General features: G+C 52.1%; 12 protein-coding genes, 1 tRNA gene and 2 pseudogenes. 6 read left to right on the top strand and 9 right to left on the bottom strand.

Annotation, left to right across the window (positions count from 1 at the left end; translation table 11 throughout):
- The first annotated feature begins 54 nt into the window (after window positions 1-54).
- The 5 genes and pseudogenes from AC1DIG_RS16155 to AC1DIG_RS16135 all read left to right on the top strand — a co-directional run bounded on the left by AC1DIG_RS16155 (window position 55) and on the right by AC1DIG_RS16135 (window position 2479).
- Window positions 55-768: a phosphocholine cytidylyltransferase family protein gene (locus AC1DIG_RS16155; protein ID WP_477768097.1), complete on the top strand. Its 714-nt coding sequence runs from the start codon at window positions 55-57 to the stop codon at window positions 766-768.
- Window positions 769-1213: 445 nt separating this feature from the next.
- A pseudogene (locus AC1DIG_RS16150) lies at window positions 1214-1513 on the top strand (hypothetical protein); the annotation flags it as partial.
- A gap of 18 nt (window positions 1514-1531) precedes the next feature.
- On the top strand, window positions 1532-1765 hold the full coding sequence (locus AC1DIG_RS16145) for a hypothetical protein (RefSeq protein ID WP_477768096.1): 234 nt from the start codon (window positions 1532-1534) through the stop codon (window positions 1763-1765).
- Between the two features lie 95 nt (window positions 1766-1860).
- Window positions 1861-1939: transfer RNA gene (locus AC1DIG_RS16140), tRNA-Leu, on the top strand.
- 207 nt (window positions 1940-2146) lie between these two features.
- Window positions 2147-2479: a hypothetical protein gene (locus tag AC1DIG_RS16135; RefSeq protein ID WP_477768095.1), complete on the top strand. Its 333-nt coding sequence runs from the start codon at window positions 2147-2149 to the stop codon at window positions 2477-2479.
- A gap of 230 nt (window positions 2480-2709) precedes the next feature.
- Here AC1DIG_RS16135 and AC1DIG_RS16130 read toward each other — a convergent pair whose 3' ends face one another.
- The 5 genes from AC1DIG_RS16130 to AC1DIG_RS16110 form a co-directional block, all read right to left on the bottom strand.
- Complete coding sequence (locus AC1DIG_RS16130) at window positions 2710-3066, bottom strand: DUF7079 family protein (protein WP_427543130.1); 357 nt, start codon at window positions 3064-3066, stop codon at window positions 2710-2712.
- Window positions 3051-3833 (bottom strand): hypothetical protein, encoded by a 783-nt coding sequence (locus AC1DIG_RS16125; RefSeq protein ID WP_477768094.1) that lies wholly within the window; start codon window positions 3831-3833, stop codon window positions 3051-3053. The genes AC1DIG_RS16130 and AC1DIG_RS16125 overlap by 16 nt, the downstream gene beginning before the upstream one ends.
- Before the next feature lie 10 nt (window positions 3834-3843).
- Window positions 3844-4389 (bottom strand): PAAR domain-containing protein, encoded by a 546-nt coding sequence (locus AC1DIG_RS16120; protein WP_477768093.1) that lies wholly within the window; start codon window positions 4387-4389, stop codon window positions 3844-3846.
- 231 nt (window positions 4390-4620) lie between these two features.
- Window positions 4621-5223 (bottom strand): hypothetical protein, encoded by a 603-nt coding sequence (locus AC1DIG_RS16115; RefSeq protein ID WP_477768092.1) that lies wholly within the window; start codon window positions 5221-5223, stop codon window positions 4621-4623.
- 20 nt (window positions 5224-5243) lie between these two features.
- On the bottom strand, window positions 5244-7655 hold the full coding sequence (locus AC1DIG_RS16110; RefSeq protein ID WP_477768091.1) for an NACHT domain-containing protein: 2412 nt from the start codon (window positions 7653-7655) through the stop codon (window positions 5244-5246).
- A 394-nt stretch (window positions 7656-8049) separates the two neighbouring features.
- Here AC1DIG_RS16110 and AC1DIG_RS16105 point away from each other — a divergent pair, with 394 nt between their 5' ends.
- Complete coding sequence (locus tag AC1DIG_RS16105; protein WP_477768090.1) at window positions 8050-8634, top strand: hypothetical protein; 585 nt, start codon at window positions 8050-8052, stop codon at window positions 8632-8634.
- A gap of 162 nt (window positions 8635-8796) precedes the next feature.
- Here AC1DIG_RS16105 and AC1DIG_RS16100 read toward each other — a convergent pair whose 3' ends face one another.
- From AC1DIG_RS16100 to AC1DIG_RS16085, 4 genes and pseudogenes are all read right to left on the bottom strand, one after another.
- Window positions 8797-9054, bottom strand: coding sequence for a hypothetical protein (locus AC1DIG_RS16100; RefSeq protein ID WP_477768089.1), 258 nt, complete (start codon window positions 9052-9054; stop codon window positions 8797-8799).
- Window positions 9055-9088: 34 nt separating this feature from the next.
- The gene (locus tag AC1DIG_RS16095) at window positions 9089-9472 is read right to left on the bottom strand and encodes a DUF6124 family protein (protein WP_477768088.1); all 384 of its coding nucleotides are present in this window, start codon (window positions 9470-9472) and stop codon (window positions 9089-9091) included.
- 570 nt (window positions 9473-10042) lie between these two features.
- Window positions 10043-10121: pseudogene (locus AC1DIG_RS16090) on the bottom strand (PH domain-containing protein); the annotation flags it as partial.
- A gap of 36 nt (window positions 10122-10157) precedes the next feature.
- Window positions 10158-10904, bottom strand: coding sequence for a hypothetical protein (locus tag AC1DIG_RS16085; protein WP_477768087.1), 747 nt, complete (start codon window positions 10902-10904; stop codon window positions 10158-10160).
- Window positions 10905-11449 lie beyond the last annotated feature (545 nt).

The following is an 11449-nucleotide window of genomic DNA, read 5'->3' as shown; positions in this document are numbered from 1 at the left end:
GCGCCCCGCTCGCCGAGACGAACTCCATTCGAAAATTCATGAGGTAGAACTGTTGTGAAAGCCATTATTCTGGCTGCCGGACGTGGCAGCCGCATGAAAAGCCTCACGGATGAACGTCCGAAGTGCATGGTCGAGTTGCGGGGCAAGACACTACTGGAGTGGCAACTTGCAGCGCTGCGTGCAGCCGGCGTTTGCGAGATAGCCATCGTGACGGGCTACAAACGCGAGTTGTTGGCAGACCAAGGGCTGATCGAATTCCATAACTCACGTTGGGCGCAAACCAATATGGTGTCGTCATTGGCGTGCGCTGAAACCTGGTTGCAGGCAGAGCCGTGCATCGTGAGTTATTCCGATATCTTCTACAGCCCTGCAGCGGTCCAGTCGTTGATGACCTGCAACGCTTCCCTGGCAGTCACCTATGACCCGAATTGGCTGGAGCTTTGGACACAGCGTTTTGGCAATCCATTACTGGATGCCGAAACGTTCCGCCTGACCCCTGCTGACACCTTGGCCGAAATCGGCAACAAACCAGAATCAGCAGACGATATTCAGGGCCAATACATGGGGCTTTTGCGCTTCACGCCCGAGGGCTGGGCAGAAGTCGTTCGGCTTCGCTCAGCATTAACCCCGGAGCAGTGCGACAAAGTGCATATGACGAACACCCTTCAGCAAGTCATTGATGCGGGTCGGGTCCAGATACAGGCCATTCCTTACACAGGGGAATGGGGGGAGGTCGACTCTTCTGAAGATCTGTTTTTGTATCAATAACTGCCCTCGCCTGCTAATTACCCTGCAACCCCCTACTCTCTCCAACGCCCAAAAGAAGTACAGGAACAGACCACGATTATCGGTGTGAGAAAACGTGGTCTGTACCCGTTTTTCTTGGTTGAGGGCAAGTTTGATGTCGCTTTACAGCGACGGATACTGGGGGAGGGCTTTGGCTGATATGAAAATAAACATGCCCACTTCCCACTGATCGTTCCCACGCTCCGCGTGGTAACGCATCCCGTGACGCTCCGCGTCACAATTAGCGGCAACACCCCACTCTCAAAAATCACTGGCCCATCCGGGCACTGCCTCGATTAGCTGACAGAAAAATAAATCGTCCCCCTTTTTACACAAAGGTCTTTTTCAGCGTCTTACCAAGCGCTTGCGAAAGCCCATGGGCTAAGACAGACTCCCCGCCTTTCCAAACTCGACAAGGATGCAAGCATTGAAGTTTGAGAGTGGCCAGTTTTCCGGCAACCATGGCGTTGTCTTCAACGTATCGCGCTTCACCCTGTCAGCCAGTGAACGGGGTAGCCTCAGAACACTGCATTTCGGTGAAGCGAAAGCCGCCCACTATGAAGTGAGCAATCTGGTGGTGGAGCTCTACGACAAAATGCTCGCCAAGGATTTGCCCTGCCAAATGATGGGCGGGATCTCCAAACCCCTGACCCGGCAACAGGGGGGGTTACTCAATGCCCAACGAACGAGTATCGCCATCCTCAACAGTGGTGTTTTCGCCGCAGCGAATCAAGGCGGATAGACCATGAGCGAATATGGCTTGTATGCCGGTGCTTACGCGGTGTTCCTGCTGTTGTTCTTCTATCTGAAATCCTACCGCCTCAGAAAATGGCTGGGCATCACCCTGCTCGCTCTGGGGTTTATGAGTATTTTTATGCTGCCACCTTTCATTGCCGGCTTCGATCTGGGCATCGCTTCGATCTATGCCGTCGGTAGCGGGACGGCGCTGTTTTTTAGTCGGGCCCGGTATGTGGAATGAGCCAGGTGCGCATTAATAATCGGCCACTCTCGAGATCGAAGTACGGATTTCATGCCGGGAGGCGTCAACAAAAAAGGGGACACCTATTACGTGTGATGGCGGAATTGGTAGACGCGGCGAACTCAAAATCCGTTTTAGAAAGGAGTGGGAGTTCGAGCCTCCCTCGGGGCACCAAAATTAAGAATGGTCTCGCTTAGCAAGGCCTTTTTTTTCGCCTGTAGAAAAGTGGTGCCGCCCCACTGATCGTTCCCACGCTCTGCGTGGTAACGCATCCCGTGACGCTCCGCGTCACAACTAGCGGCACCACCCCGCTCTTTCGTCCACCCAAAAAACCTGCGAAAAAATGATTCTGCCCTCATTTTTTCCCTGAATAATTCCCCCATGGAACTGCCACTGGAAACCGTCGCCCTCTTCTCCCTCAAACTCGCCTACGAATCGGAAGACCAAAGCCCGATCCTGCGCGACGACCTGATGATGGGCGACTACCAGCGGGACGTATTCGGCTTGCTGGTACGCAGAGGTGATGTCGCGACCATCAAGGTCAAAGTAGCCGAATGCGTGGGGCTGGCGCTTGAGGCGATAGGTGGGGCGGGTACGCCGCTGGGGCGAGAGCTGGATAGATTGTCGGGAGATTTCAGCGCAGCGCAGACGCTGGAGCAGCTGGATAGTCCGCTACAGATTGCGCTTAAGGATTATTTGAAAGATATTCAGTGAGTGATTGGGTTGGGAGCAAGTTCGATGCCCCTTTTCACCGACTGATACTGGGCAGGGGTTTGGCTGATATGAGAATGGACCTGTCCCCCACTGGTGGAAAGCCGAGCACGGCTCCGAAGTGGTTGAAAGCTGGCTGAAAAAGTAAGATCGCTTGATCTGAAAAAGGGCCCATACGGGCCCTTTTTGTTGATAGCTACAAGTCGAAAAAATCCAAACTTCTCACTGCGAGCTCACAGCCTGCTGACGATTTCCTTCCAGATATACCCGTAGTTGTATTCCAGCCAGCGGACAAGCAGCTTGTCGAACTGCCTACGAAACCAATTGTTTCTCCTGGCCGCGTATCTTTCTTCAATCATGGCGTTGAGGGAGTCGGGATCGAAGCCTGTCCATACTGTTGGAAGGGCTGCCGCAATATTGGTGTAGCACACTGGCGCGACTTCGGAGTAAAGGATCTCGTAGAGGGTTTGAGGATCAACACCTCTCACCTGCCTTGCTATGTAGTCGTAATCAACCGGAAAATCATTGAACGGATCCGAGAGTGCGACTCTAATTTTTGTCAGTTCAGGCTGACTTAAAAAATGTTCCAATGCGAGAACTCCTCTAATTCCTCATCGAGCGAGTCCGCTGCGGTTTGGCCGGCGAAACCACCGGCAACAGTTCCAACAATTACAACTGCAAATGCACAGATCGGAGCGCCTGGCCCACAGAAGGCGCTGACTCCAAGCCCAGCCAAAATACCACCCGCTGCACCGCCACCCACTATGAGGCCCTGACGTGCCGTTTCTTTTACTTTATTTTCTGCATTCAAAATTTGATAAGTAGCCAGAGCAGCGGTCACCAAAATGCCAAGTTTGCCCATGAGCTGCATTTTTTTAGTGCCCTGCGTAAATTTGACATCATCGCGCCCTGCCGCCTCCAAAATTGTGTAATGAACCTTGTTCTGTTCCGCTGGAGAAAGGAGGTCGTAATTTTTTTTGAAAAGATCGTTGGAGTAACGATCAAAAAGCTTCTGCAGATCTCTGCCACCTGCCTTCTTTTTTTGGACGACAGCCAAGCCCTGCGCAGAGGTGACCTTGCGGTGCTCCATCAAGATCTTGTTTCGCATCTCGTTGCTGAACTGCACACCCTCTCGCGCCATAATTTTCCCGGCCTTCACATCCTCCAGCGTCTGCTGTGACATACGCTTTATGTTTTTCGTATAGCTCGCCCTTACTTTTTCGTCAGAGATCGCGTCTAGAGAGAATCTCAGTGCAGTGCCCTCCATCAGCTCTAACGCCTTGTCGAGTGGAGAGTCTTGTAAGGCATGCTCACGCTGAACAACATAGCTGCCGGTGACGAGATACGGCTCTGTCATAGGATGTTCCTTATCCTAGAATTCTGTTCAAAAAGCTCTCTGTGAGAGACGAGGAAACCGTAGGCACCTCATCTTCGAATTTGAGCATCACGCATGTCTTACCGGATGGATTCGAAAACTTAACCGCGTTGTCTTTATCGAATACACCAGGCAGTGATGAGCCATCCTCGAAATGCGCGGTGCACGATAAGCCCTCGTAGCTTTCTTCAGCAGGGATTTTAAAGCCGATCCAGCGCGCGTAACCCGCTAACGGCGTGGGAGGAACGAACTCACAGGGTGTATGGCTATCGCCGATTATCACCGTCCCCGACCCACCAACTACGATGCCGCCATGTGCGCCACCGGTGTCGATGGTCGCGGCATTCTTGCCGTTGATAAACACCGTCGAAGATAACCCTGATGAAAGCGCACTGCCACAGGTGCAGACGTCGCCCTGACGCGCTGCGGGAAGGCCGTCAAAGAAAACATCAGAGGAGCCTGCCGCAATAGGATTGGTACCGTGCCCCGGCAACGGACAGCTGTATGGATCACTCTTACGCGCTGCTGGCTTAGCCACTATGACCTCCTGTCAAAAATCCTTGTGAGCGTCGTAACCTAGCAGAACAGCTCGCCCATTAGGAATCGTCGTGACGATGGTCGTATGCAAATTCAGCGATCAGATCATAAAGGGGACAGATATATTTTCGCGAAAAATAAATCTGTCCCCTTTACGGGTCAAAAATAAATCTGTCCCCTTTACGGGTCGGGTCATGTTGACCAAACGTCGCTTACAATCAGACATAACTAGTTATGTTGCTCGTTCGAAACGCTCTTCTAGGATTTGTCGCACCTTATGTAATTCCAAAGTGGTTTGTTCGTCACCCTCTAGACATGCTGGTAGCATCGTAGTCGTAGGTGCTTGCGTAATAGCTACCGTTCGTACTGCGTCCAACACAAAGCTCGAGAACCCTCGAATCAGCCTGGCTTGACTGAGCAACATTTCATCGGCTCGGAGCCAACCAATCAGCTCATGGATACTACCTGCAGAGTACAAAACTTTGAAATCCGAGTCTTCTGAAGCCTTTATGCTACTTAACCTCTTGCTCCAATAAATCATGCGCAATCGACTTCTGCGAGCTTTAACGCACAATACAGGGAACGCAACAATGATATCTAGCATAAGCATGGTCGAAAACACACCCAATATAATGCGATACCAAAAAGTTGGATATTCAAGGTGAAATGGTCGCAAACCAAAATAACCCCGCAGCACACTATCTACTGCATAGCCCAACGGCCACCCAACAGCAATGAAAGCTAGAACAATAAAAGTCAATACAATCGCTTTCACTAAGATTCTTCGACGAAAAAAGTAACGAGACATCCAGCTCAGAGCATCAGAAAGCTTCACTTCTTGCCCGTACGAGCGAACTAAAAATGGGCATAGGATAAAAAATAACTAGAAGTGACAACCGCCATCAGTGCAAACAATATCCAATGCATATGGATGGGCTCACGGATCAATTGCATCGCACCAACTACCAGCGCGGGTATAAGCAGCAACAGTGGGAAGACCAAGCTCGCTGCTGTTGGTACCGCCTGGCGGCTTCCATTTAGCAGTTCGCGCACGCTAAAGCTGGAATTCTTAAACATCCGTATTGCTCGTTCTAAAAACTCCATTGGAAATAGATAACGGCCAACAGTGATTATTTTATGCACCCAACCGATGTGCCGTCGAAGTCTATTCCCGCGAATAACGACGAAGTTGGCCCCCATACTAATTGGAAGTCGCGCCGCTAATGCTTCTAAACTGAGTTGATCTGCACGATCCTTTGCTAAAATAACTCGATCCGACAACATCTGCAGAACGGATATCCGAGCTGATTCCGGTAGTCCAGAAGTAAAGGCAGCTTGCCTAAATGCATATGCACGCTCAACTTGAGTACCATTAGCGAAAGATTCAACAAGATAGTCAACCAAAACGTTATGAGGCAATATGCCTCCTAATCGAAGTACTTCACAACGATCCCAAGTGTCCCCTCTCAGCCAGCGCGGTTCAAGGAAACGATGAACCGCATCGGCCAGGATGGGCGGTATATCCTGCAGTCTGCGGGCAAGCCCTTCTTGGAGCAAGCTAAGGAGCGGCACCGCAGTCTCGTCAGTCCAGTTAAAAAATGTTACATGCGATGGAAGGGGGGGCTGCGCGCACCAATCCGGTGCTTGCTGAGCAGCACGGTCCTCCAGCATCACGCGCGCGACCTCTAGTAAATTGTTTATTTCTTCCGGTTCGCGTGTCTGCAGCAGAGTGACAGTGTACTCACGCCAGCGAGGTTCGGTCAGCAGTTCCGAAGGCGATAAGGCTTCGGGGTGATGCGCTAGATAGCGAACAAAAAGGGCTTCCTGATATCGTCGATGCGCGAAAGCGAACCGGCGATCCCCGTGTGCAGCGTTAGGGACATCTGCACGGCCAATCTTGCAATCGACAAGGGCTGATAATAGACGCTCGATAGATCCGCCGGGGATTTGTTCTGCAGGCAGCTGTGCCACGATTTGATCAAGAGTCGGTGCAAGACTCAAACTCTCATCTTCCGCAAACAGTTGCGCCAGACGCTCGGCTCCAACTATCAACTCTTCTACATCTAACTTGTATTTTCGCCGCAGATACTCAGGCTCTCGCCGCGCCAACCGCTCGATATGGCGCAAAAGAATATGGTGATCATTATTCGGAGCTCTTTGTTCATCTCGCACATAACGGCAAAGCAGAGTTAAGAACAACGGTGTGGCACCAATGCTACTATCCGAATTGGCAAGGTGCTGACGAACCAAACTCATTTGCTGCGCACTGAGGAAAGAATTTTGGATCAACTCATCTTGTTTTCCTCCACTCAACGGCAGTATGCGTAACTTCTTCCAAGGTAGCGCTTCCGGCCCCTTAAATTCTCGCGACGCCAGAATACCTTTACACTCCCCCATACCTTCCAGGAATTGACGGATAGCCCGAGAATACTGTCGAATCGAATTACTCCCAGCTTCTGCGTGAAGAACGGCAGGAATTTCATCAAAGGAGTCGAATAGAAATAGCCATATACCCCTATTGCAATAGTCGCCCCAGTTTTCTTTCACAAAAGCCGTAGTATCAGCGTCACCTCGACGAATATTTTCAAGGACGAACTCACGCACGTCATCGGCTGTAACCACACTTTTACACTTCGCCTCCATTTCGCGAAGATTTATATAGAGAGGCACGATCGCGTTCTTATCGTTTGATTTTCTTCCTTGTTCCGCTAATTGCTTGGCCAAATGTCGGAGCGCAACGCTTTTACCTGATCCTGGCTCGCCTACAAGTTGCATTGCGCGTTCGGCGCTAGAGGTTATCGCCCGGATAAGTGAACGTTCTTTACGCAATCCAAATGATTTTCGTCCGCGTACTCGATCCCAAGCACTGGCATAATAACCACCTTCCGTTTCAACTTCCGCTTCGAGATCGGTAAAATACTGATCATTCCAGTTCTCAGCTTTAGCCAGATAAGCCAAGTCTGCATCTAGCACTCCGCTAAACTGCTTGCGTCGTCGCACGCGATATTTATTTTCTTTGTTTAGCCACAGCGGAAGCCCGCTTGACTTATATGTATCAACCAGTTTAACAAGTTTCTCTATAACACTGCCTAGCGTCTTGAATACCAAAATTGCAATGATGCCAACGACAACCAAGACAATTAAAATTAACAATATCCAATGCCACGCGTCCTGGGGTACACCGGTGTTCCACAGAGTTTCAAATAATTTTTCCGAGAGCTCTAATCCCTTTTCTGAAAGACCTAGCGAGTCTTTTGTAGCTGTCATGGCTATCTCCGCTTCCATTACGATCTCGGCCGCTCATAATGGCGAGGTGGCGATATGCTACCTGAAAACTCCGTACTTGCCTGCGGCGGCTTGACCTTCGGATCAGTTCTTTTTCAATAATGGGGATCTGAATACCTCGGAGCTAGAGCGGCGTGAATAGAAAGGAAAAATGGGACACCCATTGCGTCCCCTGTGCGCGCCTTCAGGTGCGCCTATGAAATCAGGATCGATCCAATAGCCTTGGCTATGCTGAAGCTTCAACCTATGCGTCGGCCTGAGCACAAATTGATGCCTGACCCAGCGACGAATGTAGGAGCCTTCAGGCGTTACGACGCAGCAGCAATATAAAAGCTGACATCCATGGAATGCCTGGCCCATCAATTGGAGAAAAATAATGTCGGATCTTTTTGCTGAGTTTGGTGCTTTGATCGAAAACGCCGAAGTGCAAGAGCCCCCCACATATGGACTCTTTCGCGTGAGACGCGAGAAAACGTACGGAAACTACTCTGGCCAATACGAACGCCCGCAAACAGCAGCGCTCTTAGCAAATCTGAGATTACCTGCTAATGCCGTCGAACTCATGACCGAGAACGGGCACCGAACGGGGATGAGTGAGCGCGAAGGCCTTGCAGCAATTGCGGCAATGCAGCTCCATGCAGTCCCAAGCCCAGTCACCAGAGGGGATGGTGGAGCCGTGGACTTCTACGATGGACTGGGTATGCCATTCGACGTCAAAACCCCAAGAACCGGATTCAATATGACGACAGCGGCAGATGCCGTAATTCATGAAATGGAGGGTTCGCAGGCGGGAAACGGAGATGATATCTACAGTTCGCGGGTAGTCTTGGACACCACGTTTCTCACTAATGGGGAGCGTGGAGCTCTTTGGGGTCAGCTCTCGATGTATGCAAGCAATCGGCGCCTGATCGAGATCACCTTACCTTATGGCACTAAGGCCAAGGTTGTCCGGTTTGCATGAATGCAACATGCGGTGGCTGCATAAAAAACGCTTGGAAGAATTCGACTTGCCAGTGTCGAATACTCAGCATTTCAAAATGCGATGACGGGTTTATGAGGAGATAACCAACCTTCATTTTCCCCACCAACTAAAATGGGCGACCTAAACAAGGTCGCCCATTTCTCATACCAACAGCACCTGCGCCTGCAATCGTCGCCCCACCACATCCAGCAAATCACAACCATCGCGCAGTGAAGTCACCAGCACTCGCGCCAACTCACTGTGAACCCCCTCGCCCACGGCGATGTTCTCCAGCAGTTGAGTCGCAGTGCGGATGCGGTAGGCCGCGGTTTCGTGCAGTACGTCGAGTGGTGCTTGGGTATCGATCAGCAGTGACGGGATGGTGCAGTCAATGCCGGTAACAGGCATGTATCGATCCATGACAAACCTCCATTGGGTAAACGAGCGCGGCCACTCAGTGGTGGACGGTGGGCTGACTCTCACCTGCGCCATCGGACTGGTCGAGGTGGTCCAGTGCTCGGTTTACCAGCAACTCGGCCAGCACGGCCAACTGTTGAATCGCCAGTGCCACATTGCGTCGCGAGCCTTCGAGTTCGAACGCCAGGTCGGTGGTCATGGCGTTGATAGAGGCAAGGGTTTCGCTGGCGTGGACCAGCAAGGTTGGCGTGTCTACGTCGGGGACGATGGTGAATACATGGCTGACGGGATCAGGGTGACTAGGGTTACGCAAACGGGCACTGACGGTGCGTTGGGCGGTTTCGCTGAGCGGGACGGGATCTACGGGATCAGAGGCAGACGAGGTTGGGACTTCCGGCGGATTGGGAGTGACCTTTTTCATGGTGGAGCTCCTGTGTTGGTTATAGAAGCTGCCAACCCCCTGCTGTCAAACAGGATTGGGTGGCAACTGTACGCGGGTTGACAGACCAGGAGCACAAGCACACCCGGTGCACCCGAAGATGCCCCGCGCACAGCCGCCAGAAAGAAACTGCACGCGGGAAAGCATGCCGTTTTATCAAGAGGAGTGAAAGCCTGTGTTTGTGCAGCCTGTCAAAGCCGGTCGCTGATGCGCAGCGACACCTGAAAGCTATCCCTGAAGAAGAGCGGCCGCCAGTTCATGAAAGACGCTACGGTTTGCGGGAAATGTCCTAGGACGGGGGGAAACACGGGACAGATAAGGTTTCATCACATTCATGATCGTGGTCTGTCCCCGTTTCTTTCCTGATACCGGTTGGTGAGGTGTGATGTTTGGGGAGCGGACTGCTTGTGATGATGGCTGGGCATTCAGTATTGGTGTTGGCTGATCTGGCGCTATCGCGAGCAAGCTCGCTCCCACAGGGGTTGTGTGTGTTCAGTGACATTTGTCCTGAGCTCCAGCACTCACAGCCCCCGCAGTTTCAAATCATCTGGACAACAAGGCGGTTACGCGTTCGGTGTATTCATCGTTCTGATTGACTTTGAAGAAGCCCTTTGTTGTTGAAGTCGATCATCTGTCCATCTTCCGCCTGAAGAAAAATCCCTGCAGGTTACTTCAGCGCCTTTACGACTCGAACGTCGATGGGAAATCCTTCCGGTCCGTCCAATTGCTTCCACCCCACGTACTGAAAAACCCCTTTCTCATCAATGTAATCGCCTCGCTCCACCATTTCGCCGTCCAGCACTGCGACGTGCTTATAGACGCCGCAGCTGCCATCCGAACGACGGACGGTGTAGATCACATAGGGTTTGGCGTAATACGCGGCGCGGAAATGGCGGCCGCAACCAAAATCGACTTTGATCATCAAGGTCTTCAGATTCTCTTCGCCATCCAGCTCGGCGTGCTGGTCGAGGGCCCCGATTTCGCCGACGTCGCTGAAGCCCAGAGAGCGAGCACGCTTGTATTCCGGGGAGTTCAGGTGTTCGGTCTGGGCTTGCTGCAAATGCTGATCCATTTCCTCGCCGTATTCAGCACTGCCCTTGGCCGCTATGTCTTGCGCTTGGGGGATGACGCTTTCGCAGCGGGCGTAATCGGGGGAGCCGAGGCTTGGCTGGGCGAGGTTCTTGCGATGTACAGTAAAGGTTCGCAGATAACTCTGGATAGTGGGCAAGACATCCTTTGCCGTCCGGCGCCCGTTCTGCACATCGGTCACTGCCCGCTGTAATTTTTGGCAATCGGAGAGGTAGGTCTTCCAGGCGTATTCCGGGGTTTCTTCCCAGTCGGCGAGCGCCGGGGTCATCACGACGGCGAAAGTGATCGCGCAGAACAGACGCGAGGCTGGAGCGAGCGTGAGCATGTGTAGTCCGTTACAAAGATGAAAAAAGTGGCGCGACGCTACTATTTTGCCATTTCGCTGTCCACTAGCAGACAAGGGGGCAGACCCCGTTGGTGGGGTGTGATGTTTGTGGGGGTGGACTGCTTGGGATGATGGTTGGGGATTCAGCATTGGTGGTGGCTGGTCTGGCGCCTTCGCGGGCAAGCCCGCTCCCACAGGGGTTGGGGTTGTCTGACAGGGATTGTTAGTCCCGAGGGTTTCGGGGTTTTCAGTATTCGGGTCGGAGTGAATGCTGAGAAACTCGTTTCGAAATTTCCACTGTTGAAGCCCTCTTGGTGAACTCAGCCATCACCTTCCCCGCTTGCAATCCTTTCTGCATAACCCCTAAAGCAAAAAAGCATAAACCCGCTCCAGAGACGGCGCCTTCAGCCACACTCTTCTACACTCAACGATTCGTCGTAGAAAGAACCGAACACGTCGCTTTCGTGCAGATGATTCAAAGGCAGCGTGGCAAGCTGCCGTATATGCCCTGAAGAGGTGCGGCAAAGACCGTACCGGGCCCAACA

It is taken from the genome of Pseudomonas sp. 05N431 (assembly GCF_056397005.1).
The sequence above is the reverse complement of the archived record's forward strand: the minus strand, read 5'-3'. Positions and strand labels throughout refer to the sequence as shown.

What these genes read in the sequence shown, in the direction of transcription:
- AC1DIG_RS16145 (WP_477768096.1), top strand. Translation starts at nt 1,532, where the DNA reads ATGAGCGAATATGGCTTGTATGCCGGTGCTTACGCGGTGTTCCTGCTG.
- AC1DIG_RS16135 (WP_477768095.1), top strand. Translation starts at nt 2,147, where the DNA reads ATGGAACTGCCACTGGAAACCGTCGCCCTCTTCTCCCTCAAACTCGCC.
- AC1DIG_RS16125 (WP_477768094.1), bottom strand. Translation starts at nt 3,833, where the DNA reads ATGACAGAGCCGTATCTCGTCACCGGCAGCTATGTTGTTCAGCGTGAG.
- AC1DIG_RS16110 (WP_477768091.1), bottom strand. Translation starts at nt 7,655, where the DNA reads ATGACAGCTACAAAAGACTCGCTAGGTCTTTCAGAAAAGGGATTAGAG.
- AC1DIG_RS16105 (WP_477768090.1), top strand. Translation starts at nt 8,050, where the DNA reads ATGTCGGATCTTTTTGCTGAGTTTGGTGCTTTGATCGAAAACGCCGAA.
- AC1DIG_RS16100 (WP_477768089.1), bottom strand. Translation starts at nt 9,054, where the DNA reads ATGGATCGATACATGCCTGTTACCGGCATTGACTGCACCATCCCGTCA.
- AC1DIG_RS16095 (WP_477768088.1), bottom strand. Translation starts at nt 9,472, where the DNA reads ATGAAAAAGGTCACTCCCAATCCGCCGGAAGTCCCAACCTCGTCTGCC.
- AC1DIG_RS16085 (WP_477768087.1), bottom strand. Translation starts at nt 10,904, where the DNA reads ATGCTCACGCTCGCTCCAGCCTCGCGTCTGTTCTGCGCGATCACTTTC.